Below are 24,641 nucleotides of genomic sequence, written 5' to 3'. Positions count from 1 at the left end.
GTGTCGTCGCCGGGGTCAGGCGGTGACGGTGCTCGGCTCGTGCCGGACCGGGAAGTTCACCGAGTTGGCGATGAAGCAGACCCGGTGCGCGTGGTCGTGCAGCGCGGTCGCGGTGTCGGTGTCGGCGGGGTCGGCGAGGGTGACCCGGGGTTGCAGGACGACCTCGGTGAAGTGGCCGCTACCCGTCTTGTTGTCGGTGGTCATGCTGCCGGTGGCGGTGTCGACGTAGTCGGTGACGACGATGCCGTTGTCGGCGCAGAGGTGCAGGTAGGCCAGCATGTGGCACTGGGACAGCGCGGCCAGCAGGAGCTGTTCGGGGTTCCACCGGGTGGAGTCGCCGCGGAAGGTCGGGTCGGAGCTGCCGGCGATCGGGGGCGGGCCGTCGGCGGTCACGTCGTGGTCGCGTCGGTAGGCGCGGTAGCCGCTGGTGCCGGTGCCGAGGTTGCCGGTCCAGGTGACGGTGGTGCGGTAGGTGTGCTGGTGAGGCATCAGGTCATGGTGCCGGATCGGCCCGGGATGCGGGGTCCCGGGCCGATCCGGTCAGTGCTGCGGGATGTGCTTGACGCCGATGCGCTTGCGGAACACCCAGTACGTCCAGCCCTGGTAGGCCAGCACGATCGGGGTGAAGAACACCGCCACCCAGGTCATGATCCGCAGCGTGTAGGGGGTGGAGGCGGCGTTGGTGGCGGTCAGCGTGCCGGCCGGGTCCAGCGTGGAGGGCATCACGGTGGGGAACAGCGCGGCGAACAGGGTCGCCACGGCCAGTCCGATGGCCAGCGCGGTGCCGGTGAAGGCCCAGCCCTCGCGCCGGACGCGGGCGGCGGCGAGGCCGCCGAGCAGGGCCAGGGCGGCGCCGGTGGCGAGCGCCACGGCGGCGGTGCTGGAGCGGATGGTCAGGGTCCAGGTGAGGAACGCGACGGCGAGCACGGCGGTGACCACGCCGAGGCGCACGGCGAGGGTGGCGGCGCGGCCCCGGATGTCGCCGACGGTCTTGAGGGCGATGAAGACGGCGCCGTGCGTGAGGAACAACGCCGCGGTGGTCGCGCCACCGAGCAGCGCGTACGGGTGCAGCAGGTCGACCAGTCCGCCGACGAACTCGTGGTCGGCGTCCAGGGGTACGCCGCGCAGGATGTTGGCGAAGGCCACGCCCCACAGGATCGCCGGGATGAGCGAGCCGAAGAAGATGGCGTTGTCCCAGCGGCGCTTCCAGGACGCCTCGGGGCGCTTGTGGCGGTACTCGAAGGCGACGCCCCGGGCGATCAGGGCCAGCAGGATGAGCAGCAGCGGCAGATAGAAGCCGGAGAAGAGGGTGGCGTACCACTCGGGGAAGGCGGCGAACATCGCGCCACCGGCGGTGATCAGCCAGACCTCGTTGCCGTCCCAGACCGGCCCGATCGTGTTGATCATGACGCGGCGTTCGCGGTCGTCGCGTCCGAGCACGGGCAGCAGCATGCCGACGCCGAAGTCGAAGCCCTCCAGGATGAAGTAGCCGGTGAACAGCACGGCGACGAGGAGAAACCAGATGGTGGTCAGTTCCACGGTGGGGCTCCGGGTCAGTAGGCGAACGCGAGCGGGCGGTCCGCGTCGTCGTCGGTGTCGTCGGGTTCGGGCGCGGGCGTGACGTCGGGTACGCCGGCCTTGGCGTACCGGATCAGCAGTTTGACCTCGACCACGGCGAGGACGGCGTAGATGATCGTGAAGGCGGCGAAGCTGGTGAGCACCTCGCCCAGGGAGACGCTGCGGGACACGCCATCGCGGGTGAGCATCTCGCCGAAGACGATCCAGGGCTGGCGGCCCATCTCGGTGAAGATCCAGCCGAAGGAGTTGGCCAGCAGCGGCAGGACCGGCATGACCAGGCCGGCGCGCAGCAGCCACCTGCCGCGAGGCGTACGCCCCCTGCGCTGCGACCAGAGCACGAGCAGCGCGATGGCGGCGGCGGCGAGCCCGAAGCCGATCATGAAGCGGAAGCTCCAGTAGGTGACCGGGATGATCGGCGTGTAGCTGCCGGGGCCGTACTGGGCGGTGTAGAGGGCCTGGAGGTCGTTGATGCCGTGCACGGTGCCGTTGGGGTCGCCGGTGCCCAGGTACGACAGCAGGTACGGGATCTTGATGGCGAACAGTTCCCGGCTGCCGTCGAGGCTGCCGATGGTGAGTACGGAGAACGAGGCGGGGCTCTCGGTGTCGTACAGCCCCTCGGCGGCGGCCATCTTCATCGGCTGCACCTCGGTCATGATCTTGCCTTGGATGTCGCCGGTGATCACCACGACGGCGGCCGCGACCAGGGTGACCCAGGAGCCGAAGCGGGCCGCGAACCGGTAGGCCGGGGTGTCCTCGCTGTCGGGGCGGCGGATCAGGTGCCACAGGGCGACCGCCACCAGCAGCGACCCGGCGACCAGGAAGGCGCCGGCGATGGTGTGCGGGAAGGTGATCAGGGCGACCTTGTTGGTGAGCACGGCGACGAAGTCGGTCAGTTCGGCACGCCCGGTCTCCGGGTTGATCCAGTAGCCGACCGGGTTCTGCATGAACGAGTTGGCGGCGAGGATGAAGTACGCCGACAGGTTGGTGCCGATCGCGGCGGCCCAGATGCTGGCCAGGTGCAGGCGTCTGGGCAGCCGGTCCCAGCCGAAGATCCACAGGCCGATGAAGGTGGATTCGAGGAAGAAGGCGACCAGCGCCTCGATGGCGAGGGGGGCGCCGAAGATGTCGCCGACGAAGCGGGAGTAGTCGCTCCAGTTCATGCCGAACTGGAACTCCTGCACGATGCCGGTGACCACGCCCATCGCGAAGTTGATCAGGAACAGCTTGCCGTAGAACTTGGTGAGCTTGAGGTACTTCTCGTCCCCGGTGCGGTGCCAGAGGGTCTGCAGGATGGCGACCAGGACGGAGAGTCCGATGGTCAGCGGTACGAAGAGAAAGTGGTAGACGGTGGTGACACCGAACTGCCAGCGGGCGACGTCCAACGCGTCCACCTGCGACCCCCAGAGCTGCTGATACTACAAGACGTAGTAAATACTACAGCCCGTCGTACGGCGATCGGCAGAGGCGGGGGACCCGAACCGCTCCGGGACCAATGACCCTGCTCACCTCCGCCGGGCGGCCCCCTGTCCGGCGCAGGCAGGTCCCGCCGTGCGACCATCACCGGCTGTGGACCACGCCCACTCCCCCTGGCAGCCGCCGCTGATCTGGCGTACCGCCCAGACGCTCGCCCGCGTCGTGGTCGGCGCGCTGGCCCGGCTGGAGGTCACCGGCGACATCCCCGCGCACCTGCGCGACGGGCCGCTGATCCTGGCCGCCAACCACATCAGCCCGTTCGACCCGATCGTGCTCGCCGCCGCCTGCCGCAGCCGCCGGGTGGCACCCCGGATCATGGCCACCGGTGGGCTGTTCCGCGCCCCGGTGATCGGCACCGCCATGCGGCGCGCCGGGCACATCCGGGTCGACCGGGGCACCACCGGCGTACACCGGGCCCTGGACGACGCCGCCGCCGCGGTCGCCGGGGGCGCGCCGATCCTGGTCTATCCCGAGGGACGGATCGGCCTCGACCCGGGCCTGTGGCCCGAACGCGGCAAGACCGGCACCGCCCGGCTCGCCCTGACCTGCGGCGCCCCCGTCGTGCCGGTGGCGCAGTGGGGTTCGCACGAGGTGCTGCCGTACCGGTCGCCCAAGGGTCTGCTCGGCGGCGTCGCCCGCGCGCTGGTCCGCCGTCCCACCGTCCGGGTGCACTTCGGCGACCCGGTCGACCTGGCCGACCTGCGTGCGGGTACGCCCGGCGTCGCCCGCCAGGCCACCGACCGGATCATCGACGCCCTCACCGACACCCTCGTGCCGCTGCGCCCGGACGAACCCGACCGGCCCCGGCACGTCGACCCGGGTCGGCCGGTGGACACCAGCCGCTCCCACCGGCGTCGCCCGGCCACCGGCTGACCCGCCCGGGCGCGGTGCGCGCCGTCGGCCTGTCAGGCGCGGATCAGTCAGCCCGGTCGGGCGCGGATCAGCCGGCCTGCTGGATCGCGCGCAGCACCTCGGTGACCGCCGAGGCCACCGGCGCGACCGGCGTCGCCAGAGCCGCCAGGCGCTGCAACAACGCCGTCACCCGCGCCGGTTCCGGATGCGGCCGGGCCAGCTGCGCCCGCAGCTCCGTGGCCACCGCGCGGGCCGGGGCGTCCAACTCGTCCCGGTGCCGGTCGAGCACCTCCACGAGCCGGGTCACCAGCGCCGGGACGTCCACGCCGGGCGCCGTCGCCCAGAGCGCGCCGCCGACCGCCGACGCGCCCGGACCGACAGCCTGGTTACCGACCTGACTGACCCCGCCGGACTGCTGGATGCCGTAGTTCGCCGACGTCTCCGACATGCGCCTCTCCCCTGTGTCTCATGCCGGCCGTGGCCGCTCACCGCCACCGGCCGGTGCCGACGGTCCGTGCTGCTCGGCCCGGGCACCGGACCCGACCGCCTGGTTGCCGACCACGCTGAGGCCGCCGGTCTGGACGATGCCCTGGTTGAGGATCGTCATCTGGCGGCTGCGGAACTCGGCGGTGTCCAGGCCCCGCTCGTCGAGGAAGTCCACGATCGCGGCGAGGACGTGCCGCTCCACCACCTTCAGGTGCTTCGCCGCGTCGAGCACCTGGAAGTAGTTGTGGTAGTCGGTGCCGGTCGCCAACTCCCGCACCCCGACCCGGGCGCCGTGGTCGTACCCGAGGTCCTCGCGGGCCAACCGCCGCAGCCGCGCCTGTCGCGCCCGGTGCCGCAGCGCGTGACCCAGGTCGGTCAGCAACCGGCCGGCGGCACCGACGGCGGTGGGCACCAGCCGGTCGGTGGCGACCGCGAGCATCTGCACCAACTGCCGCGCCGACATCCAGTCGGTCAGCCGGTCCACCTCGTGGTAAGCCCACCGGGGCGGCTCCAGCACCGTGCGGGCGCACTCCAGATAGAGCAGTTTCCCGTCGGTGGAGAAGTGCAGGAACGTGCCCGCCACCACCTCCGCGCCCCAGGACGGCACCAGCGCGCACAGGTAGTGCCGGGCCGCGCCCTGCGGGTTCGCGGCGACCTGGCGAATCTCCTCCGGGGTGAAGCGCTGTCGTGGCGCCCGTTCCTGGTCCGGCAGCAGCCGGGGGTCGCCGGTCAGCAGGTGGCCGCCGACGAAGACCCGGTCCTCCAGCGTCAGCCCGGCCAGCCGGTCCGCCCCCAGGCCGGCGTCGAGCGAGGCCAGCCGCCCGCGTACGTGGTCGATCAGCTCCAGCACGGTGAACGGGGCCGGCTCCGGCCGCTCCGGTCGGCTCAGCCCGGTGACGTGCTCGGCCGGGCGGATCGGCAGGGCGAACGACCACCCGGCCACCGGTGTGCCGTGCCCGACGAACGGCACGTACCCGCCGTAGACGGTGACGTTGCCGTGCTGCGCCTCGTCGACGGCGGCCAGCCGGTCGGCGTACCGGGACGGCAGGGACACCTCGTCGGGCGCCGTCGCCAGGAACCGGTCCCGGCGCAACCGGGTCACCAACAGCCAGCGGGTGCCGTGCAGGTGGATCGCGAGTGCCAGGAACGCGGCGATCCCGGCCGGCAACGCCAGCCACGGCCGCCCGATCAGCCACCCGGCCGGGCTGGACCCCACGACGGTGACCATCTGGAACCGGATCAGCAGGACCAGGGCGCTCAACGCGACGACGATCATGCCCAACAGCGGACCGAGCATCCGCTCCCGGGTCGGGCGGAACGGGGTCAAAGAGGTGCCGACCCGCATCGCGCCGATCACCAACAGGGTCCACAGCGGGGCGAGCAGCACCGCCAGGCCACCGAAGACCAACAGCCGCAGGTCCCGGCGACGACGCCGGTGGCGGGCCACCAGGCAGTGCCGCAGCACCGGCGAGACGTCGAAGCCCACCGAGGGTGCCACCGCCCGCAACTCGTCGCCGAGCACCTCGTCGAGCACCCGCTCGGCGAACCGCTCGTCGGTGTGCGCGGCCACGCACAGGTAGCGGGTCGCCTCGCTGGTCACCGGCGGGGACGACGGGCGTTGTCCCGGCACCACCGGCGGATCCGTACGTCCGGTCATCCCGGCCATCCCCCGTCCACCCGGCGCGGACGCGCCTCGGATCGCATCGCGGCCACGGCCAGTGCCGGGCCGTAGACCAGGCCGGCGAGCAGCGCGCCGGTGATCGTGGTGTCCACCCACCACCGTGGGTCGCCGTGCAGCACGAGATCGTCCGGGACGACCAGCAGGCCGACGAGGCCTCCGGCGAACGCGGCGAGCACCGCCGTCACGGTGGCCGCGCCGAGCACCGCGTACGCCCGGTAGGCCGCAGCCGGTGCGGATCGGGTCGCCAGCCAGCGCAGCAGCCACACGGTGCCGGCGACGAAGAACAGCGTGCGCAGGTTCTCCGACAGCCAGTACCCGACCATCGACGACCGCTCCGGTTCCAGCTCCCACCGGGCCCAGGTCAGGCCGTGGAGCAGGGCCCGCAGCAGTTCCGCCGCCAGCCCCGACGGCCCCTCGGCGGTGGGCAGGTCGGCGGCCCAGCCTCCGAGCAGTTCGGCTCCCCACCGGCTGCCGGCGGCCAGCGCGACCACCACGAACAGCCAGGCGCCGGCCGGTGTCCGGCGCGGCTGCGGCGACTCGTCCGGTGGGGTGACCCGGGGCGGCAGCGGGTCGACCGGATGCGCGGTCAGCGTCGACCGGGGCGCCGTCGGCGACCCGGGCTGCGAGAACGGCTGCCACGGCATCACTGCCACATGGTGACCGTCGCGAAGCGCATCGACCCGATCACTGTCCGGAATCCGGCACCTTCGGTGGGCACGCGCCGGTCACCGGCCGGTCGTCCGCAGGCCACCGGCGCCGGGCATACTGCGCTGCGTGCCATCCGGTCACCCGTACCTCGACGCCCCGACGCCGCTGGCCTTCGCGCACCGGGGCGGTGCCGCCGACGGCGACGAGAACACCACGGCGGCCTTCGCCCGCGCCGTCGAGCTGGGTTTCCGGTACGTGGAGACCGACGTGCACGGCACCGCCGACGGGGTCGCCGTGGTCTTCCACGACCACACCCTCGAACGACTCACCGGGCAGCGGGGGCGGCTGTCCGCGCTGCGCTGGGCCGACCTCGCCACGGTACGCGTCGGCGGGGCCGCCGCCGTGCCCCGCCTGGACGAGGTCCTCGACGCCTGGCCGCAGGTGCGCTTCAACATCGACGTGAAGTCCGACCCCGGCGTGGCACCGACGGTGTCCACCGTGGCCCGGGCCGGTGCCGGTGACCGGGTGCTGCTCGCCTCGTTCAGCGACGCCCGGCTGACCCGGCTGCGCGCCCTCACCCACGGTCGGGTCGCCACCAGCCTCGGCGTACGCGGAGTGGCCCGGCTGCGCTGGGCCTCGCTGACCGGTCGGCCGGTGCGGCTACCGCCGTCCGTGGTGGCCGCGCAGGTGCCGGTGCGCTTCGGCCGGATCCCGGTGGTGGACCGCCGCCTGCTGCGCACCGCCCATCGACTCGGGTTGCAGGTGCACGTCTGGACGATCGACGAACCTGCCGAGATGCACGAGTTACTTGATCTCGGTGTGGATGGCATCATGACCGACCACGTCGGCGTGCTGCGCGACGTCTACCGCAGCCGCGGCCACTGGGCCGCCTGAACACCCCGGGCAAAGGACCCCACATGGCCGAGACGGCGACCCCTGCCGCGCAGGACGACACCCCGCAACCCGCCAGCACGCGCCGCGAGCGCACCGGCTGGTACTTCTACGACTGGGCCAACTCGGCCTTCCAGACCACCGTCATCACGGTGTTCCTCGGGCCGTTCCTGACCAGCGTGGCCAAGATGGCCGCCGGCTGCCAGCTCGGCGCCGACGACTGCAGCGGGTACGTCTACCCGCTGGGCATCAAGGTGGCCGCCGGCTCGTACTACCCGTACCTGATCTCGCTGTCGGTGCTGCTGACCGTCTTCGTGCTGCCGGTGATCGGCGCGATCGCCGACCGCTCGCTGTACAAGAAGCGGCTGCTGGCCGCCACCGCCTTCACCGGCGCCGGCGCGACCATCGGGATGCTCTTCGTCACCGGCGACCGGTACCTGCTCGGCGGCGCGCTGTTCATGATCGCCAACATCAGCTTCGGCGCGGCGATCGTCGTCTACAACTCGTTCCTGCCGCAGTTGGGCGGGCCCGACGAGCGGGACGGCATCTCCAGTCGCGGCTGGGCGCTGGGCTACCTCGGCGGTGGCCTGCTGCTGGCGTTCAACCTGGTCGCGGTGCAGTCGTTCGACAACGGCACCCCGGAACGCACCCTCGACCTGGCCCGTTGGTCCATCGTCTCGGCGGGCGTGTGGTGGGCGGTGTTCACCCTGGTGCCGCTGCGCTGGCTGCGTGAGCGTCCCACCGCCGCCGCGGTCGCCGCCGGTCCCGGCGGCAACGTGCTCACCGACGGCTTCCGGCAACTGGGCCGCACCCTGCGGGAGATCAAGGCGTACCCGTTGACGCTGTTCTTCCTGCTGGCGTTCCTGGTCTACAACGACGGCATTCAGACCGTCATCACCCTGGCCAGCCAGTACGGCACCGAGGAACTGCGGCTGGACCAGAGCACCCTGATCGTGACGATCCTGCTGGTGCAGTTCCTGGCGTTCGGCGGCGCGCTGGGCCTCGGTTGGCTGGCCGGGCGGATCGGCGCGTGGAAGACCATCCTGCTGAGCCTGGTGCTGTGGACCGCGGTGATCCTCGGCGCGTTCCGCCTGCCGGCCGAGGCCCCGCTGCCGTTCATGGTGCTCGGCGCCGCCATCGGTCTGGTCCTCGGCGGCAGCCAGGCGTTGAGCCGGTCGCTGTTCAGCCAGCTCATCCCGGCCGGAAAGGAAGGCGAGTACTACGGCTTCTACGAGATCAGCGACAAGGGCACCAGTTGGTTGGGGCCGCTCGCGTTCGGTCTGGTGTTCCAGCTCACCAACTCCTACCGGGTGGGTCTGGTCTCCCTGCTGATCTTCTTCGTGGTCGGGTTCCTGTTGCTGCTGGCGGTGCCGATCCGGCGCGCGATCGTGGCCGCCGGCAACACGCCGCCACGGGTGCTGTGAGGCACACCGGCGGGCCGTCGGTGGACCGGTGGGCGCCGTCGATCGGCTAGGCTGCCGGTCCGTGACGAGCGCCGCAGACCCCGTACCCACCTGCCTGGCCCGCCCCCGGATGGCCGGTCCGGGCGACCCCTCGGGTGGGTGCGTGGCCGCCCGTGGCGTCGACGGGCGGCCTGCGCACGCCGCCGCGCTGCGCTTCTACTGGGGCCCGATGGACTGCGGCAAGTCCACGATGGCGTTGCAGATGAACTACAACCACTCCCGGCAGGGCCGCCGGGGACTGGTCACCACCCGCATCGACCGGTCCCTCGGCCCGCAGGTCACCACCCGCATCGGTCTGGCCCACGAGGCGATCGAGGTGACCGACGGACTCGACCTGCGCGCCCTGGTCCGCGACGCCTGGGCCGACGGGGTACGGGTGGACTACCTGATCTGCGACGAGGCCAGCTTCTACTCCGTCGAGCACGTCGAGCAGATGGCCGACCTGGTCGACAGCTACGACGTCGACGTGTACGCCTTCGGGCTGGCCACCGACTTCCGGTCCTGCCTGTTCCCGGCCGCCCAGCGGCTGTTCGAGCTGGCCGACTCGGTGGCCCGGATCCAGGTCGAGGTGCTCTGCTGGTGCGGCCGGGAGGGCCTGCTCAACGCCCGGGTCGCAGGCGGGCGGATCGTCCGCGAGGGCGAGCAGGTGGTCATCGGCGACACCGTCGACGACGCCGACGTGCGCTACCAGGTGCTGTGCCGACGCCACCACCGCAGCGGCGACCTCGGTCCGCGCGCCACCGCCTGGACCGAGTCCTGAGCGACACCCCGGATAACGAAACGATCACTGCTGCGAACCTTTCCCGGGGGCCCGCCGCTCCTGGTGCGTGACGAGTTGCGCACACGGGCCACACCGGCCCGCGGACCGGCGGGGGTACAGGACGGATGAGGTTCGCGTGGCGGCGTGCCCGGGGCACGAAGGGCCTGCTGCTCGCCGCGGCCGGAGCGGCACTGGTGGCGACGGTCGCGCTGACCGGCCTGGCCGCCTACAACCGGGACGTGGTCGACTCGGGCACCCGCAACGTGCTCGCCGGGGCCACCGCGGCGGAACGGTCGCTGCTGGTGCGGGCCTCCGCCGGGCGGACCGCCGACGCGCTGCGGGACCGCGACACCGCGCTCCGCGCCCAGGTCGACACCGACCTGGGCGGGTTGCCCGCCCAGGTCACCGGCGCCGGGTACGCGGCCGGACGGCAGTTGCGCGGCGACACCGGTGACGCCGTCGCCGACCGCACCGGCACCACGTACGCGTCGGTGATGTTCCTCGACGACCTGCCCGCGCATGCCCGGCTGGCCGCCGGCACCTGGCCGCAGGCCGGCGCGGAGCCGGTGCAGACCGCTCTCGCCGAGGCGGCGGCCCACACCCTCCGGGTCGACGTCGGTGACCGCGTCCCGATCACCGACGGGCTCACCGGGCGGATCACCGAGGTGACCGTCACCGGGCTGTTCACGCCGTTGGACCCGGACGACGCGTACTGGCGGCTGGCACCGGAGACGGCCACCGGCGCGCTGCCGCAGTCGGCCACGTACGGGCCGATGACGGTGGCCCGCGAGGACTTCCTCACCCACTTCCTGGCCAACGCGTCCGCCGGCTGGCTCGTCGAACCCGACCTGACCGCGGTCGGCCCCACCGCCCTGGACCGGTTGGCCGAGGCCGCCGGCCGGATCACCACCAGCACCCCGGCCGAGGCCGGGCTCGGCGAGTCGGCGATGGCCACCAGCGACCTGGCCAGCCTGGTACGCCGGCTGCAACAGGCCACCCTCGTCGGCCGGTCGGCGCTGGTCACCCCGATGCTGCTGGTGACGGTGCTCGGCGGGTACGCGTTGCTGCTCGTCGCCGTGCTGCTCACCGAGCACCGCCGGGGTGAGACCGCGTTGCTGCGGGCCCGGGGTGCCGCCCGTCGGCAACTGGCCGGGCTGACCGCCCGGGAGGCCACCCTGGTCGTGCTGCCCGCCGCGGTGCTCGCCCCGCTGCTCGCCGGGCAGGTGCTCGGGCTCGCCGGCCGCCTGCCGGGGCTCACCGCGGTGTCGCTGCGACCGGGCGGCGTACCCGACGCGACGGTGTGGCTGGTCGCCGGGGCGGCGGCGGCCGGCTGCGCGCTGGCGATGATCGGGCCGAGCCTGCGCCGGGGCGACAGCTACGTCGCCGACCTGGCCAGCCGCTCCCGGCCCAGCCGTCGCGGCATGGTGCAGCGGGCAGGCCTGGACGTGCTGCTGGTCGGGCTGGCCCTGCTCGCCTGGTACCAGCTCAGCCGCTACTCCTCCCCGCTGTCCCGGTCCCGGGGCGGTGACCTGGGGGTCGATCCGCTGCTGGCCGCCGCACCCACGCTCGGGGTCCTGGCCGGCGCGGTGCTGGCGCTGCGGCTGCTGCCGCCGCTGGTCCGGCTCGCCGAACGATGGGTGGACCGCAAGCCGTGGACGGCCGTCATGCTCGGCACCTGGCAGGCCGGGCGACGACCGCACGCCGGACCGGTGCTGCTGCTGGCCCTCGCCGTGGCAGTCGGCACCCTCGCCTGGTCCCTGGCCGGCACCTCCCGGCGTTCGCTGGACGACCAGGCCGCGCACCTGGTCGGCGCGGACCTGCGCCTCACCGAGGTCAACGGCTCCGCCGCCGCCGACCGGGCCGACCAGCTCGCCGGGCTGCCGGGCGTGCAGGTGCCGCTGCCGGCCTGGCGCGACACGGTACGACTCGGTCCGGCCGCCGCACCGGCCACCATGCTGGCGGTCGACGCCGACGCCGCCGGCCCGGTGGTGCGACTGCGGGCCGACCTGGCCGGCGGCTCCACCGCCGACCTGCTCGACACGCTCACCGCCGGCCGGGTCGAGGCGCCCGGCACGGTGTTGCCGGAGGGCACCCGGCGGTTGACCGGGCAGGTGAGCACCCGGATCGAGGACACCGAGACGAACTCCCCGGTACGCCACCACGTGGTGCTGCTCGACCCGCACGACACGCACCGCAGGCTGGCGTTGGGCACCGGCGACCGGGACGGCACACCGCTGCGGTTCGCCGTCGACCTGCCGCCCGGCCCCGGCCCGTGGCGGTTGGCCGGCTTCGCCACGGAGACCCTCGGGGCACCACGGACGAGCCTCGACTGGCGGCTGTCCGACCTGCGGGCCAGCCCGGACGACTCCCCCGGCACCCCCGTCGCGCTGACCGCGGACGGCTCCTGGCACCTGGTCGACCGCACCGGTGCCGCCACCGGTGCGACCGCCTCCGACGCCGGGCTGACCGCCCGCTACTCGCGGGACGTGCCGGGCGGCTGGTTCGCCCGCAGTACCCCGCTGCACCTGGCCGTGACCCGCACCGCCGACCCGACCCGGGTGCCGGTGGTGGCCACCACGGCGGCCCTCGACGCGCTGCGCCTGGACGTGGGCGCGCAGACCCGGCTGTTCCTGGGCGGGGCCGAGGTCGACGTGGTGGTGGTCGACGTCGTGGCCGCGTTGCCCGGTGACGCCGAGGACGCCGCGCTGCTGGTCGACCTGCCCTCGCTGGGTGCCCGACTCTTCCACGACCACGGGCTCGTCCGGTCGCCGCAGGAGTGGTGGCTGGCCGTGCGGCCCGGCGAGGCGGAGCGCGTGGCCGAGGCGGCCGGCGCGCTCGGCGGCCTGACCGTGCTGGCCCGCGAGGACGTCGCCGCCGAGTTGGCCCGCGACCCGTTCGGGGTGGGCGCGCGAGGTGCGCTGTTCGCCGCCGCGCTGGCTGCGGTGCTGCTGGCCGCCGTGGGCGTGGCCGTGGACGTCAGCGCCACCGCGCGACGCCGGGCCACCGAGCTGGCGGTGCTGCACACCCTCGGCGCCGGACGACGCCTGGTGGCCCGGTCGTTGCTGGCCGAGCAGTCGTTCCTCGCTGGGATGGGCGTACTGGTCGGCCTGCTGGTGGGTGTCGGGGTCGCCGCGACGATGGCACCGCTGGTGATCCTGACGCCGTCCGCCGAACGCCCGCACCCGCCACCGCTGCTGAGCGTCGACTGGCCCCCGGTGCTCGCCACCGGCGTGGGCCTGCTGGCCCTGGCACTGGCGTTCAGCGCCGCCGCCTCCACCGGCATGCGCCGTCGCCTGACCGTCACGGACGGAGAGACCCGATGATCGGCCGGATCAGGGTGTACGCGGGTCAGATGGGTCTGCTGGCGTTGCTGGGGCTGGTCGCGGCGCTGCTGGTGACCGCCGCGCCGCGACTCGCCGACGGGTACGCCGACCGGGGGCTGCGGGCCGACGTCGTGGACCTTCCGCACCTGGTCCGCGACATCTCCTTCGGCGTGGCGCGTCCCGCACCGGCCGAGGCCGGACAGGCCGAGCTGGACCGGTACGCCGCCGCGCTGCCGCAGCCGCTGCCCGCCCTGGTGGACCACCGGTGGTACGCCTCCTCGATCGCCCCGGCGGTGCTGCTGGCCAGCGGCGACGAACCACCCATGGACGGCGGCGCGCGCAAGGAGTTCGGGGTACGCGCCCAGACCGGCGTCGAGGAGGCGGCCGAGGTGACCGACGGCCGGTGGCCGCGTACCCAGGCGGGCGGCCCGGCCGAGCTGGCGGTGTCGGTGCAGGTGGCCGAGGTGCTGTCCCTGCGACCCGGCACCGACCTGCGGTTCGGGGGCGGCGACCGGCAGGCGTCGGTACGCGTCGTCGGGGTGTTCACGCCACGGGACGCCACCGACCCGGTCTGGGACGACCTGCGGCCGGCGCTGAACCCGACCGTGCCGCTGCTCGACGGCGACCCGTACGTGGTGGCGGGCGTGACCGACTGGGCCGGCATGGACCGGATCTCGGCCGGTGCCGGGGTGCCGGCGGTGAGCGGCTGGCGGTACCGGCTCGACGAGCAGCGGCTGGACACCGCCGTGCTCGACGCGGTCACCGCGGCGGTGGCCGAGACCCGCCGCGCCGAGACGGTCCCGGGTGCGCTGGTGCAGACCTCACTGGACACCGCGCTGGTGCGCTTCGCCGACGAACTGCGGTCGGTCCGGGCGCTGCTGGCCGTCGTGCAGACCGGGCTGCTGGCCAGCCTGCTCGGGCTGATCGTGCTGGCGGCCCGGCTCGCGGTACGACGTCGACGGGCGGAACTCACGCTGCTGCGGGCGCGGGGGGCCTCGCTGGGCACGATCGGTCGCCGGTTGTTCGTCGAGGCGGTGCCCGTGCAGCCGCTCGCGGTGCTGCTGGGCGCTCTGGCCGGGGCGGCGGTGCCGGGCCGCTCGACCGGGCTGCCCTGGCCGGTGCCGGTGCTGGCGGTGCTCACCACCGTCGTGGTGCCGGTGCTTGCGGCGCTCGCCCACCGGCGGGTCGGTGTGGTCGCCGGCCGCGCGGACGTGGTGGCGCAGCGTCCGAGCGCGCGTCGGCTCACGCTGGAGGCGAGCGTGCTGGTGCTCGCCGGGCTCGGCGTGGTGCTGCTACGCCGCCGGGGCCTGGACGCGGCCGGCGGCGTCGACGCGTACCTGAGTGCGGTGCCGGTGCTGGTCGCGGTCGCCGCCGCGCTGGTGGCGATCCGGTTGCTGCCGTGGCCGCTGCGGCTGGTCGGCCGGTTCGCCACCCGGGCCCGGGGCGCGATGCTGTTCCTCGGCGCGGCCCGCGTCGGCCGGGGTACGCCGGTGGCGTGGGGGCCGCTGGCGGTGCTGATCGTCGCGGTCAGCACCGGCGTGTTCGGTGGCGTGGTGACGACCACGGTGGCCGACGCCCGGGACCGGGCCGCCACGCTGAGCATCCCGGCCGACGCCTGGCTGACCGGGTACACCTTCGCCCCGGACGCCGCCGACGCGCTCGGCGCGGTGCCCGGCGTGCAGGCGCTGGCCCGGGTGTGGGTGGAGTCGAACCGGCGGCTGTTCTCCGACAGCGGTCCGGCAGCACGCCAGCTCGGCCAGGCCCGGGTGCTGGTGGTGGATGCTCCGGCGTTCGCCGAGGTGGTGGCGCGCAGCGGCGTGGACGTCGACGTGCCGGCCGCGTTGCGTGACGCGGCCCGTGGCGACGGGCCGGTGCCGGCGGTGGTGTCGCCCCGGGTGGCGGCGGAGGTCGGCGACGGCGCGGTGGCCGACGTGCAGAGTCGGCGGTACGCCTTCCAGGTCGCGGGGATCGCCGACGCCTTCCCCGGGGTGGGATTGGGCGTGGAGCGGTTCGTGGTGCTGCCGTGGCAGGCGCTGCCCGAGTACGAGTACACCCCGATCGTGCCCAACCGGTACCTGCTCGCCACCGACGGCGTCGACGAGACGCGGTTGCTGGCGGTGGCCGACGAGGAACAACGGCGGCGACAGGCCGACGTGCTCGGCAGGGAGGTGACCCGGGCCCAGGTGCCGGCGGCCCTGCAGACGCGGCAGGCGTACCGGGACGGGTTGGAGCGGACCGGGGCCAACGAGGTGTTGACCCTGGCGTTCACCGTGGGCGCGGCCGGTGGCACCGCGCTGGCGGTCCTCGCCGTCGGGTTCGCGGTGGTCGCCGACGCCGCCGGCCGGGGCCGGACGCTTTCGCGGCTGCGCACCCTGGGGCTGTCGGCGGCGGGCGGTCGGCGGCTGCTGGTGTACGAGCTGGTGCCGCTGGTGGTGGTCGCGGCGCTGACCGGCGCGGCGGTGGGGGTGGCCCTGCCCCGACTGCTCGGTCCGACCCTGGGACTGGCCGCGTTCGCTCCCGGGGTCCCTATCCGCGACCACCTGGACCCGCTGGTCGTGGGCGGGGTGCTGGCGCTGGTGGTGCTCGGCCTGCTGGCCGGTCTGGTGGTGGAGAACCTGGTGAACCGGCGGATGCGCCTCGGCGAGGTGCTACGCCTGGGAGAGGAGAACCCATGAGCGAGCGTCAGCGAGCGGATCATGGACTGGTGTCTCATGGCGGCGCGCAGCGGAGCGGAGAGTCGGCATGACCCTGATGGAGGACGTGCCGGATCTGGCGACGTTGCAGCGGCGGGCGGCGGAGCGTGCCGCCGCCCGCGCCGGTGGCGCCGAGCGGTTGCGTGGCCACATCGTCTGCGACGGCCTGGTGCGGATCTTCACCAGCGAGGGGGTGGAGGTCGTCGCGTTGCAGGGGCTCGACCTGGTCGTGGACCGGGGCGAGCTGGTGGCGATCGTGGGCGCCTCCGGGTCCGGCAAGTCCACGGTGCTCAACATCCTGTCCGGGCTGGACACGCCGACCGCCGGGATCGCCCGGGTCGCCGGCTACGACCTGTTGACCATGTCGGCCCGCAAACGGCTGCGCTACCGGCGGCACACCGTCGGGTTCGTGTGGCAGCAGACCAGCCGCAACCTGCTGCCGTACCTGTCGGCGCGGGAGAACGTGGCGCTGCCGATGCGGCTGGCCGGTCGGGGTGGCCGGGCCGGTCGGCGACGCACGGCGGAGCTGCTGGACATGGTCGGCGTCGGGTACTGCGCAGACCGCCGGCCGGGGCAGATGAGCGGTGGTGAGCAGCAGCGGTGCGCGGTCGCGGTGGCGGTCGCCAACGACCCGGAGGTCCTCTTCGCCGACGAGCCGACCGGTGAGCTGGACGAGGCGACGGCGGCGGAGGTGTTCGGGGCGCTGCGCACCATCAACGCCGAGTTGGGCGTCACGGTGGTGGTGGTCACGCACGACCCGCAGGTCGCCACGCAGGTCCGCCGGACGGTTTCGATCCGCGACGGGCGCACCGCCTCGGAGGTGCACCGCACCGCGCGCATCGGCGCCGACGGCGTCGAGGAACTGGTCACCGAGGAGTACGCGGTGCTGGACCGGGCCGGGCGGATGCAGTTGCCCGCCGGGTTCGTCGACGCGTTGGCGCTCAAGGACCGGGTGAAGCTGACCCTGGAACCGGACCACGTGCAGGTCCGCGCAGGCGACGGGAGGGACGTGACGTGAGCGAGGACCTGGTGCGGGTCGAGGGGTTGTGCCGCGACTACGGCAGCGGCGACCGGGTGGTCCACGCGGTGCGGGACGTGTCGTTGCGGGCCGGTCGCGGTGAGCTGGTCGCGGTGCGGGGGCGCTCGGGTGCCGGCAAGACCACGTTGCTGAATCTGATCGGCGGGCTGGACCGGCCCACGGCCGGACGGGTGTGGGTGGCCGGTCGGGAGGTGACCGCCGCCGGTGAGCAGGAGTTGCTGCGGCTGCGCCGGGACACCGTCGGTTTCGTCTTCCAGTCCTTCGGGCTGATCCCGATCCTCTCCGCCGCCGAGAACGTCGGGGTGCCGATGCGGCTGGCGAAGACGCCGGCCGCGCAGCGCGAGGAACGGGTGTCGGTGCTGCTGGAACTGGTCGGGCTGGGCGGGCAGGCCGCGCAGCGCCCGTACGAGATGTCCGGTGGGCAGCAGCAGCGGGTGGCGATCGCCCGCGCGTTGGCCAACGATCCCGAGCTGCTGATCGCCGACGAACCCACCGGCCAGTTGGACTCGGAGACCGGCCGGGCGGTGATGGACCTGCTGCGGGCGCTGGTGCACGCGCGCGGGATGACCGCGCTGGTGGCCACGCACGACCCGACGCTGGTGGAGATGGCCGACCGGGTGCTGGTGCTGCGCGACGGCCGGTTGGTCGAGTCGGCCGAGCCGGTCGGCGTGTGATCAGTACGGGTCGCCGCAGACCCGCCACCCGTCCTCCCGCACCACCGACAACTCACGCTGCTCGGTGGCGCCGCTGTCGCGGGTCAGCCGGACGGTGACCGTGCCGTGGGGCTTGCCCCGGTCGGTGGCCACCGACACGTCGACGATCTCGTAGTCGCGCACGATCGGCGGGGTGCGGACCCAACTGGTGAAGCCCAGCTCGCTCCACCGACTACGCGAGTCGGCGCAGAGCCGCTCGTACGCGCTGTCGGTGTCGCCCGTGGTCACCTCGCGCAGGAACCCCTCGGCGGTCTCCCGCACCGGGCCGGCGGCCTGGGTCACGACCTGCACGTTCCAGGCGCCGAGACCGGCGACGCCGATGCAGCACAGGGCCACGCCGGCGCCGGCGAAGACGAGCCCGACCCGCATCGGGTGGCGTCGCCGGGCCGGCCTGCTCCACGGCTGCGCCTCGCCCACACCATCCGACCGTAGAGAATCGGGCGCGTCGGCGGGCGGAAAGCCGTCCGGTGCCGGGTCAGTTGCGGCGGCGGGCCCGGGCGGCCCAGATGGCGTACGCGGGGTCGCGGTCGAGGTTGTGCCGGTCGCGGTCGTAGCGTCGGGTGGTGCGCGGGTCGGCGTGCCCCATCGCGTCCTGCACGTCCTCCAGCGGTACGCCCTCGGCGCGGGCGGTGGTGGCGAAGGCGTGCCGCAGCGAGTGCGGTGACAGTCGCGCCCAGGCCGGGATGCCCGCGTCCCGGGCGAGTCGCCGGATCAGCCGGAACACCGAGTGCCGGTCCAGTCGGGCGCCGCTGGCGGTGACCAGCAGTGCACCGGTGAGCTGGTGCGCCGCCACGCCCTGCTCGGCGGCGCGCTGGGTCAGGTAGGCGTCCACCGCGTACGCGGTCGAGGGGGTCAGGGCCCGGCGGCGTGACTTGCCGCCCTTGCCGGTGAAGCGCACGCTGCGGTGTCCGCGTTCGGCGCCGAGGTCGGCGACGTCCAGGGAGACCAGTTCCCCGACCCGCAGGCCCAGGTCGGCCAGGAGGGTGACGGCGGCGCGGTTGCGGGCCGCCGTCGGCCCGGTGTCGGTCTCGGCGGCGGCGAGCAGCGCGTCCACCTCGTCGGGGGCCAGGCCCACCGTGCCCGAGTGGTCGCGGTCGATCCGGGGCCGGTCGGCGTCGGAGACCGGGTTGGCGTGCACCGCCTGGAGCTTGACCAGGAAGTCGTACCAGCTGGACATGGCGGAGAGCTTGCGGGCCACGGTCGCCGGGGTCAGCGGCCTCCCGGTACGCGCCGCCAGGGTGTTCTCCAGTGCCCGCGCGTACTCGTTGACGTGCAGGAAGTTCGCCCGCAGCGGGTCCAGGTGGCGGGCGTCGCACCAGCTCAGCCACCCGGCGACGTCCCGCCGGTACGCGTCCCGGGTGTGCTCACTCAACCGCCGGTTACGCAACCACGCGTCGGTGACGGCCATCGGCCCCCCGGGCAGGGCGGGATGGGCCGGCGGGCGGTACAACACCGGGGTCTCGGTCGAACGCATGTGAAAAATGTTCTCAGTCGTGTTTCAGGATGACGAACAGGCGCGCCGACGCGTCATGATCGCACACCGCCGTCCCGGACCGTCGCGGCACACGGCCGGGCGGGAACACCTCCCACCCGGCCGTCGCGTGCGTCAGGCGTTGATCTGCCGCCGACCGTCGCCGGTCGCGCTGACGGTGACCTTGCGCGGCTTGGCCCGCTCGGCCACCGGGATCCGCAGCGTCAACACGCCGTTCTCGTACCCGGCCTCCAGCCTGTCCGTGTCGAGCGTGTCGCCGAGGAAGAGCTGCCGACTGAACACCCCCATCGGGCGCTCGGCGGCGACGAGTTCGACGGTGTCCCCGGCGGGCCGGCGACGCTCGGCCCGGACGGTCAGGACGTTGCGCTGGACGGTGCAGTCGATGCTGTCCGGGTCCACTCCCGGCAGGTCGAAGGCGGCGTAGAAGTGGTCGCCGTCGCGGTAGGCGTCCATGTGCATGACCGCCGGGCGGCTGGTGGTGCCGAAGAACTGCTCGGCGAGCCGGTCGATCTCACGGAACGGGTCGGTGCGCATCAGCATCACGTGCCTCCTCGGTTCCTCTGCGCCGAAGGTTTCGGAAGTAGTTGAGCCTTGGCGACTCAACTTGCTGTCTTCTTATTTAGCGCGCCGGGCGCGCATCGTCAACTCCTGCGCGGGGTTTCGCGGTGGTCGTCGAAGGCGGCCAGCAGGCGGCGCAACAGCCGCAGGTCTCCCTCGGCGCTTGCGGCTCCGCTGCGGACGGCCTCGTCGAGCTCGCGTCGGTCGAACACCAGGTCCTGCACGGTGCGCGCGGTGGCGGTCAGGGTGGCATCGGCAGGTGCCTCCCGCCGGATCGCCTCCAGTCCGCCTTCGCCGACGGTGAGGAGGAACGCGTCGCCGGGCAGCCGGAGCGTGACGGTGCCGCGCACCGATCCCATCGCGGCGGCGTCGAAGGTGGTGCGAAGCGCCAGGGCGAGCGCGTCCGGGCTGAGTTCCTCGGCCGAGTCCGGCTGTGGCGACAGTCGACTGCCCCAGTTCCCCAACGCCAGCAGGACCGGTTCGAGTGCGCGACCGCGGTCGGTGAGCTCATAGATCAGCCCGGTCGCCGGGGGCAGCGCGCGATGTCGCGCCAACACGCCGGTCTCCTCCAGCTCGCGCAGTCGCTGGGTCAGCACGTTCTGACTCATGCCGGGCAGTCCACGGTGCAGGTCCGTGAACCGCTTGGGGCCGAACAGCAGCTCACGGACCACCAGCAGCGCCCAGCGTTCACCGACCACGTCGAGCGCTCTGGCGATGCCGCACAGGTCCAGGTAGCTCCGCATCCGCAGATCGTACCTTGCATTCGACACCAGTTACTCCTACTTTAGGAGTGACACTGATCGAGGGGGTGCGGCATGCCGCATGTGTACTCAGCCGACGGCACGTCGATCGGCTACGACCGGCTCGGTGACGACGGGCCTGCGCTGGTGCTCGTCGGGGGCGGCCTGGACGACGGCACGGAGAACCGACCGCTGGGCGAGCACCTGGCCACCGGCTTCCGCGTCGTGAACTACCGGAGACGTGGCCGAGGCGACAGCGGCGACGGCCGGCCCTACGCCGTCGAACGGGAGGTCGAGGATCTCGCGGCGGTGATCGACGCCGCCGGAGGCCGCGCGCACCTGTTCGGCGCGTCGAGCGGAGGAGCGCTCGCGCTCGAAGCGGCCGCCGCCGGACTCCCGGTCGACCGGATCGCCGTCCACGAGGTGCCGTACCAGGTGGACGATGCGATGATCGCCACTTGGCGGGCGTACCGGCGCGAGCTTGAGGCCGCGCTCGACGCCGGCGACCGCGATCAGGCGCTCACGCTGTTCATGCGGCTCGCCGGCTCCTCCGAGCAGGACATCGCGGGCGCGCAAGCCGCCCCGGTGTGGCCCGCGCTCCGTGCGCTGGCACCGACGTTGCGCTACGACGCGGCATGCCTCGGCGACGGCCCGCCACCCACACACCGTCTCGCGATGGTGCGGCAGCCGGTGCTCCTGACGACCGGCGTCACGGTCGACCCGCAGATGGCCGGACTTCCCGTCGACTTCTTCGGCGCGGCGGCAGACGCGGCCGCCGCCGCACTGCCCGACGCCCGGCGGCACACCTTCCCGGTCGAGGGCCACGTCGCCGATCCGGCCGTACTCGGTCCCCTCCTCACCACGTTCTTCGCCGGCTGACCCGTCTTCTCGGCACCCTGAGGTCACACCGGGTGACGGGCGTCGTCGAGCCGAGCCACCTCGGCCAGTCGGGCGGGTTAGGGTGCTGCGATGGGTACACACACCGCTGCGGTCGAGGCGCTCAAGGCCGACCCGGCGACCGCCGGGCTGCGCCGGTCGCTGGAGGTCTACTACGGCGACCCCGGACGGGACGCGGCGATGGACGCCTTCTACGCCCGCTTCGTCCGCCCCGGCGACCTGGTCTTCGACATCGGCTCCCACGTCGGCGACCACATCGGCAGCTTCCGCCGCCTCGGCGCCCGGGTGGTCGCGGTCGAGCCGCAGCCGTTGTGCCTGCGGGCGCTGCGCACCATCTACGCCGACGACGACCAGGTCACCCTGGTCGAGGCGGCCTGCGGGGCGCAACCGGGCCGGATCGGTTTCCTGGTCAACTCCGCCAACCCCACCGTCTCCACCGCCTCCACCGACTTCGTCAGCGCGGCGGCCGGGGCCGGCGGCTGGGAGGGGCAGACCTGGGACGGTCAGATCGAGGTCCCGGTCACCACCGTGGACGCCCTCATCGCCGAACACGGCACACCGGCCTTCGCCAAGATCGATGTGGAGGGCTTCGAGGACGCCGTACTGGCCGGACTGAGCGCAACGCTGCCCGCGCTGTCGTTCGAGTTCACCACGATCGAACGCGAAGTGGCGCTGCGCTGCCTGGACCGGCTGACCACGCTCGGCTTCGGCGGCTTCGACGTCGCGCTCGGCGACCACAAGGAGCTGAAGCTCGGCCGCTGGGCCACCGCCGAGGAGATGGCGGCGTACCTGACCGCGCTGCCGCACGAGGCCAACTCCGGCGACGTCTACTGCGTGCCGTCGCCTTCCCGCTGACACCCCGACCCGCCGTTCGCCGGTCCTCCGCTGGTGACCGCCGCCGTACCCTGACCGGGTGCTGTCCCAGATCACCGGCCTGTCCCGACACTTCACCGAGGACACGCTGCGGGCGTACCTGCTGAGCCGCTCGACACGAACTGACAACGGATGCCTCGTCGTCCGTGGCTACGGCACCCGGCGGGGCGTGTACCAGAAGCTGGCGGGCCGGGCCTGGGCACACATCGCGGCCTACGTGGTCTTCGTCGGCGACTACGACCCCACTCTCGAGATCCACCACGGCTGTGGGGTGCCGGACTGCATCGAGCCGACGCACCTGCGCCAACTCAGCCACGCGGACACCTGCCGAGAACGCCGCCAGGCCCCGCTGTGCCGCAACGGGCATGAGCGGGAGATCGAGCCGGCGACGGGCCGCCTCCGACGAGTCTGCCGGACCTGCAACCGCGAGGCGCAGAAGCGCTGGCGCGAACGCCAGGCCGCCGAGGTCGCCGCAGCCCGAGCGACGTACCGGCCGACGCCCTCCTGACGCCCCGAGAGCCCTGACCAGGCGGCGAAGTCCGTCGACTACACCAGCGTAAGTCCTTACGCACATTAACAGTCATTATGATGCACCACCGCTATGTCCGTTTTGTGGCGAGTATTTATTTGATTGGCGTTATCGGTAATTCAATAAATACTCGCTGGTCCGCCATGGGCCGGATGAAGAGATAGCCGAGAGCGCGTCGAGGCTCCCCCGGGATTGCTGCCGTGAGCGTCGTCAGGGGCGGCGCAGGCGCAGGGCTACGAAGCTCGGGCGCTCGGTCAGCCGCTCGTAGCGCTCCGGGTCGACGGCGCGCAGCGTCTCGACCGCCCTCGGCTCGACCAGCCGCTCCAGCACGAACCCGGCGTCGAGTACCTCGGTCACCAGAGACTCAAGGGTCATCCGCTGCAAGCGCATGCTGATCCCGTCGGCCATCGGGAACTCGACCCAGCTCTCGTCGAAGTACGATCCGCCGTAGTACCTCCAGTCCGACGCCGGATGTGTCGTCGACAGCAGGAACCAACCGCCCGGGCGCAGCACTCGCCGCACCTCTGCGAGGAACCGGGCCCGGTTGGTCAGGTGGTGCAGGACCAGCGCGCAGACGACTCCGTCGAACGACGCGTCGGCCGCGAACTCCAGCGGGGCGTCCAAGTCGTGCTGTCGGACGTCGGCGCGATCGCCGAGCACGGCCCGGGCGTGCTCGACCAGCGTGGCGCTGCCGTCCACCGCCACCACCTCGGCCCCCCGGGCGACCAACTCGGCCGCATAGTGGCCGCCACCGCAGCCGGCGTCCAGGACCCGGAGACCGGCGACGTCGCCGGCGAGCGTCAGCATGGCCGGCCGGTCCGTGTAGGCATTGTGCGGACTGTCAGCGGCGTGCGCCGCGAAGACGTCACCGGCCTGGTCGTGATACGCGTGGGCTGCGGACATCCGGGAAGCTTGCCCGGGTCGTGGCGCGGGCCGCAAACCGAATCGGGACACCGGCACGGGTCAGAGACCCAGACCGCCCCGGACGGTCGTCTCCTGACCGGTGAACTCGCCGGTGAGCAGGGGCATGGCCCGCGCGATCGCCGCCTTGGTCTCCGGGAGTTGAAGCGAGCGGGCGTGGTGTTCGCGGCTCTGCCAGACCTCGTTGACGACCACGAGGTCCGGATCGGTGTCGGAGACGCCGACGACATAGAGGTGGCACCCCGCCGCCCGCAGACCCTCGACACCGTCGAGCAGGATCGCCGCGACCTCGTCCCGGTGGCCGGGCCTGGTCCTCATGGAGCCGTTGTAACCGAACACGATCGCTGCCTCCCGGATGCCGACGGAGAACCGACCGTACTGTCCGGCTACGACATCCCCGGCCGACCCGGACCGCTCAGGCGGCGCGTCGTCGGCGGAACGGGAACCAGGACCACCGGGGCGCGGGCGGCCTCGGGGCGACGACGGGTGCCACCGGGGTGGTGGCGGCCCGACGCGCGGCACGCCACGTCGACACCACGGCGTCGGCGTCGACCGGGCGCACCACGACCCGAGGGCCGGACGGGTTGCGCAGCCAGGCCATCACCTCGGCGTTCAGGTCTGCGACGCAGGAGCGTACGGCCTGCTCGGTCGGTAGATCGCGGACCTCGTCCGGTAGGCGTTCGATGCGGCGGCGCAGCAGCAACGGGGTGGGTAGCAGCAGGTCGGTGGGGAGCTTCTCGCGCTCCATGAAGCTCTTGATCCACCAGGACTCGTCGTAGGGCAGTCCCCGGCCCGGGATCGGCCTGCCCGCGCCGGGCAGGTCGTCGAACTCCCCGCGTTCCTGCGCCGAGCGGATCTGCGCCTCGACCGACGCCTCCCACATCCTGTCCACGCGTTCCACCTCCCCGTTCCTCCCACGGTAACGCGAACCACCGGACGGCCGGTCCGACGACGATCCGGACGCCCGGGTTCGCCGGGCTGGACCTGGCCGACCTCGACTCAGACACCACCACCGTCGAGGTCCGTGCCCA

The 24,641-nt window shown here is 73.2% G+C and carries 24 protein-coding genes; 11 read left to right on the top strand and 13 right to left on the bottom strand.

Annotation, left to right across the window (positions count from 1 at the left end; genetic code table 11):
• Nucleotides 1-15: 15 nt before the first annotated feature.
• The 3 genes from ACIBO1_RS14780 to ACIBO1_RS14770 are packed head-to-tail and all read right to left on the bottom strand — an operon-like array spanning nt 16 to nt 2,969.
• Nucleotides 16-489: an OsmC family protein gene (locus ACIBO1_RS14780; protein ID WP_396745972.1), complete on the bottom strand. Its 474-nt coding sequence runs from the start codon at nt 487-489 to the stop codon at nt 16-18.
• Nucleotides 490-540: 51 nt separating this feature from the next.
• Nucleotides 541-1,539 (bottom strand): cytochrome d ubiquinol oxidase subunit II, encoded by a 999-nt coding sequence (cydB, locus tag ACIBO1_RS14775; RefSeq protein WP_396745969.1) that lies wholly within the window; start codon nt 1,537-1,539, stop codon nt 541-543.
• 14 nt (nt 1,540-1,553) lie between these two features.
• Entirely contained in the window at nt 1,554-2,969 is a 1,416-nt protein-coding gene (locus tag ACIBO1_RS14770) for a cytochrome ubiquinol oxidase subunit I (protein WP_396745966.1), read from the bottom strand.
• Between the two features lie 175 nt (nt 2,970-3,144).
• Between ACIBO1_RS14770 and ACIBO1_RS14765 the strand changes: the two genes are divergently transcribed.
• On the top strand, nt 3,145-3,924 hold the full coding sequence (locus ACIBO1_RS14765; protein ID WP_396745963.1) for a lysophospholipid acyltransferase family protein: 780 nt from the start codon (nt 3,145-3,147) through the stop codon (nt 3,922-3,924).
• A 67-nt stretch (nt 3,925-3,991) separates the two neighbouring features.
• On the opposite strand, the gene ACIBO1_RS14760 is transcribed toward ACIBO1_RS14765, so the two are convergent.
• From ACIBO1_RS14760 to ACIBO1_RS14750, 3 genes are read right to left on the bottom strand one after another with little or no spacing between them, the layout of a single operon-like run.
• Nucleotides 3,992-4,351, bottom strand: coding sequence for a hypothetical protein (locus tag ACIBO1_RS14760; RefSeq protein ID WP_396745960.1), 360 nt, complete (start codon nt 4,349-4,351; stop codon nt 3,992-3,994).
• 18 nt (nt 4,352-4,369) lie between these two features.
• Nucleotides 4,370-6,046, bottom strand: a complete 1,677-nt coding sequence (locus ACIBO1_RS14755) for a hypothetical protein (RefSeq protein WP_396745957.1) — start codon at nt 6,044-6,046, stop codon at nt 4,370-4,372.
• Nucleotides 6,043-6,723, bottom strand: a complete 681-nt coding sequence (locus ACIBO1_RS14750; protein WP_396745954.1) for a hypothetical protein — start codon at nt 6,721-6,723, stop codon at nt 6,043-6,045. Before ACIBO1_RS14750 ends, ACIBO1_RS14755 begins: the two co-directional genes overlap by 4 nt.
• A gap of 121 nt (nt 6,724-6,844) precedes the next feature.
• On the opposite strand from ACIBO1_RS14750, the gene ACIBO1_RS14745 reads away from it, so the two are divergent.
• The 7 genes from ACIBO1_RS14745 to ACIBO1_RS14715 all read left to right on the top strand — a co-directional run bounded on the left by ACIBO1_RS14745 (nt 6,845) and on the right by ACIBO1_RS14715 (nt 17,561).
• Nucleotides 6,845-7,612 carry a glycerophosphodiester phosphodiesterase gene (locus ACIBO1_RS14745; RefSeq protein WP_396745951.1) on the top strand — a complete coding sequence of 256 codons (768 nt, stop codon included), beginning with the start codon at nt 6,845-6,847 and terminating at the stop codon, nt 7,610-7,612.
• 23 nt (nt 7,613-7,635) lie between these two features.
• Nucleotides 7,636-9,033, top strand: a complete 1,398-nt coding sequence (locus tag ACIBO1_RS14740; protein ID WP_396745948.1) for an MFS transporter — start codon at nt 7,636-7,638, stop codon at nt 9,031-9,033.
• Nucleotides 9,034-9,142: 109 nt separating this feature from the next.
• A complete protein-coding gene (locus ACIBO1_RS14735; protein WP_396746144.1) occupies nt 9,143-9,832 on the top strand; it encodes a thymidine kinase in 690 nt (229 codons plus the stop codon).
• A gap of 125 nt (nt 9,833-9,957) precedes the next feature.
• Complete coding sequence (locus ACIBO1_RS14730; protein ID WP_396745945.1) at nt 9,958-13,155, top strand: FtsX-like permease family protein; 3,198 nt, start codon at nt 9,958-9,960, stop codon at nt 13,153-13,155.
• Nucleotides 13,152-15,830 (top strand): ABC transporter permease, encoded by a 2,679-nt coding sequence (locus ACIBO1_RS14725; protein ID WP_396745942.1) that lies wholly within the window; start codon nt 13,152-13,154, stop codon nt 15,828-15,830. Before ACIBO1_RS14730 ends, ACIBO1_RS14725 begins: the two co-directional genes overlap by 4 nt.
• A gap of 67 nt (nt 15,831-15,897) precedes the next feature.
• Nucleotides 15,898-16,866: an ABC transporter ATP-binding protein gene (locus ACIBO1_RS14720; RefSeq protein WP_396745939.1), complete on the top strand. Its 969-nt coding sequence runs from the start codon at nt 15,898-15,900 to the stop codon at nt 16,864-16,866.
• Complete coding sequence (locus ACIBO1_RS14715) at nt 16,863-17,561, top strand: ABC transporter ATP-binding protein (protein ID WP_396745936.1); 699 nt, start codon at nt 16,863-16,865, stop codon at nt 17,559-17,561. Before ACIBO1_RS14720 ends, ACIBO1_RS14715 begins: the two co-directional genes overlap by 4 nt.
• On the opposite strand, the gene ACIBO1_RS14710 is transcribed toward ACIBO1_RS14715, so the two are convergent.
• From ACIBO1_RS14710 to ACIBO1_RS14695, 4 genes are all read right to left on the bottom strand, one after another.
• Nucleotides 17,562-17,969, bottom strand: a complete 408-nt coding sequence (locus ACIBO1_RS14710; RefSeq protein ID WP_350694927.1) for a hypothetical protein — start codon at nt 17,967-17,969, stop codon at nt 17,562-17,564.
• Nucleotides 17,970-18,075: 106 nt separating this feature from the next.
• Entirely contained in the window at nt 18,076-19,074 is a 999-nt protein-coding gene (locus ACIBO1_RS14705) for a tyrosine-type recombinase/integrase (RefSeq protein ID WP_396745933.1), read from the bottom strand.
• 132 nt (nt 19,075-19,206) lie between these two features.
• The gene (locus tag ACIBO1_RS14700; RefSeq protein ID WP_396745930.1) at nt 19,207-19,632 is read right to left on the bottom strand and encodes an Hsp20/alpha crystallin family protein; all 426 of its coding nucleotides are present in this window, start codon (nt 19,630-19,632) and stop codon (nt 19,207-19,209) included.
• A gap of 101 nt (nt 19,633-19,733) precedes the next feature.
• Nucleotides 19,734-20,393 carry a winged helix-turn-helix transcriptional regulator gene (locus ACIBO1_RS14695; protein WP_396745927.1) on the bottom strand — a complete coding sequence of 220 codons (660 nt, stop codon included), beginning with the start codon at nt 20,391-20,393 and terminating at the stop codon, nt 19,734-19,736.
• 72 nt (nt 20,394-20,465) lie between these two features.
• Between ACIBO1_RS14695 and ACIBO1_RS14690 the strand changes: the two genes are divergently transcribed.
• The 3 genes from ACIBO1_RS14690 to ACIBO1_RS14680 all read left to right on the top strand — a co-directional run bounded on the left by ACIBO1_RS14690 (nt 20,466) and on the right by ACIBO1_RS14680 (nt 22,668).
• Nucleotides 20,466-21,269, top strand: a complete 804-nt coding sequence (locus tag ACIBO1_RS14690) for an alpha/beta fold hydrolase (RefSeq protein ID WP_396745924.1) — start codon at nt 20,466-20,468, stop codon at nt 21,267-21,269.
• 90 nt (nt 21,270-21,359) lie between these two features.
• The gene (locus ACIBO1_RS14685; protein WP_396745921.1) at nt 21,360-22,142 is read left to right on the top strand and encodes an FkbM family methyltransferase; all 783 of its coding nucleotides are present in this window, start codon (nt 21,360-21,362) and stop codon (nt 22,140-22,142) included.
• A gap of 58 nt (nt 22,143-22,200) precedes the next feature.
• Nucleotides 22,201-22,668, top strand: coding sequence for an HNH endonuclease (locus ACIBO1_RS14680; protein ID WP_396745918.1), 468 nt, complete (start codon nt 22,201-22,203; stop codon nt 22,666-22,668).
• Between the two features lie 231 nt (nt 22,669-22,899).
• Here the strand turns inward: ACIBO1_RS14680 and ACIBO1_RS14675 are convergent, their stop codons facing one another.
• From ACIBO1_RS14675 to ACIBO1_RS14665, 3 genes are all read right to left on the bottom strand, one after another.
• Nucleotides 22,900-23,592 carry a class I SAM-dependent methyltransferase gene (locus ACIBO1_RS14675; RefSeq protein ID WP_396745915.1) on the bottom strand — a complete coding sequence of 231 codons (693 nt, stop codon included), beginning with the start codon at nt 23,590-23,592 and terminating at the stop codon, nt 22,900-22,902.
• Nucleotides 23,593-23,652: 60 nt separating this feature from the next.
• Complete coding sequence (locus tag ACIBO1_RS14670) at nt 23,653-23,928, bottom strand: putative quinol monooxygenase (protein WP_396745912.1); 276 nt, start codon at nt 23,926-23,928, stop codon at nt 23,653-23,655.
• Between the two features lie 97 nt (nt 23,929-24,025).
• Entirely contained in the window at nt 24,026-24,493 is a 468-nt protein-coding gene (locus ACIBO1_RS14665; RefSeq protein ID WP_396746141.1) for a DUF1992 domain-containing protein, read from the bottom strand.
• Between the last annotated feature and the right edge of the window lie 148 nt (nt 24,494-24,641).

The organism is Micromonospora sp. NPDC049903, assembly GCF_044460945.1.
Lineage (GTDB): Bacteria > Actinomycetota > Actinomycetes > Mycobacteriales > Micromonosporaceae > Micromonospora.
The sequence above is the reverse complement of the archived record's forward strand: the minus strand, read 5'-3'. Positions and strand labels throughout refer to the sequence as shown.

What these genes read in the sequence shown, in the direction of transcription:
- ACIBO1_RS14780 (WP_396745972.1), bottom strand. Translation starts at nt 489, where the DNA reads ATGCCTCACCAGCACACCTACCGCACCACCGTCACCTGGACCGGCAAC.
- ACIBO1_RS14760 (WP_396745960.1), bottom strand. Translation starts at nt 4,351, where the DNA reads ATGTCGGAGACGTCGGCGAACTACGGCATCCAGCAGTCCGGCGGGGTC.
- ACIBO1_RS14755 (WP_396745957.1), bottom strand. Translation starts at nt 6,046, where the DNA reads ATGACCGGACGTACGGATCCGCCGGTGGTGCCGGGACAACGCCCGTCG.
- ACIBO1_RS14740 (WP_396745948.1), top strand. Translation starts at nt 7,636, where the DNA reads ATGGCCGAGACGGCGACCCCTGCCGCGCAGGACGACACCCCGCAACCC.
- ACIBO1_RS14735 (WP_396746144.1), top strand. Translation starts at nt 9,143, where the DNA reads ATGGCCGGTCCGGGCGACCCCTCGGGTGGGTGCGTGGCCGCCCGTGGC.
- ACIBO1_RS14730 (WP_396745945.1), top strand. Translation starts at nt 9,958, where the DNA reads ATGAGGTTCGCGTGGCGGCGTGCCCGGGGCACGAAGGGCCTGCTGCTC.
- ACIBO1_RS14725 (WP_396745942.1), top strand. Translation starts at nt 13,152, where the DNA reads ATGATCGGCCGGATCAGGGTGTACGCGGGTCAGATGGGTCTGCTGGCG.
- ACIBO1_RS14720 (WP_396745939.1), top strand. Translation starts at nt 15,898, where the DNA reads ATGACCCTGATGGAGGACGTGCCGGATCTGGCGACGTTGCAGCGGCGG.
- ACIBO1_RS14710 (WP_350694927.1), bottom strand. Translation starts at nt 17,969, where the DNA reads ATGCGGGTCGGGCTCGTCTTCGCCGGCGCCGGCGTGGCCCTGTGCTGC.
- ACIBO1_RS14705 (WP_396745933.1), bottom strand. Translation starts at nt 19,074, where the DNA reads ATGCGTTCGACCGAGACCCCGGTGTTGTACCGCCCGCCGGCCCATCCC.
- ACIBO1_RS14700 (WP_396745930.1), bottom strand. Translation starts at nt 19,632, where the DNA reads ATGCTGATGCGCACCGACCCGTTCCGTGAGATCGACCGGCTCGCCGAG.
- ACIBO1_RS14695 (WP_396745927.1), bottom strand. Translation starts at nt 20,393, where the DNA reads ATGCGGAGCTACCTGGACCTGTGCGGCATCGCCAGAGCGCTCGACGTG.
- ACIBO1_RS14690 (WP_396745924.1), top strand. Translation starts at nt 20,466, where the DNA reads ATGCCGCATGTGTACTCAGCCGACGGCACGTCGATCGGCTACGACCGG.
- ACIBO1_RS14685 (WP_396745921.1), top strand. Translation starts at nt 21,360, where the DNA reads ATGGGTACACACACCGCTGCGGTCGAGGCGCTCAAGGCCGACCCGGCG.
- ACIBO1_RS14675 (WP_396745915.1), bottom strand. Translation starts at nt 23,592, where the DNA reads ATGTCCGCAGCCCACGCGTATCACGACCAGGCCGGTGACGTCTTCGCG.
- ACIBO1_RS14670 (WP_396745912.1), bottom strand. Translation starts at nt 23,928, where the DNA reads ATGAGGACCAGGCCCGGCCACCGGGACGAGGTCGCGGCGATCCTGCTC.
- ACIBO1_RS14665 (WP_396746141.1), bottom strand. Translation starts at nt 24,493, where the DNA reads ATGTGGGAGGCGTCGGTCGAGGCGCAGATCCGCTCGGCGCAGGAACGC.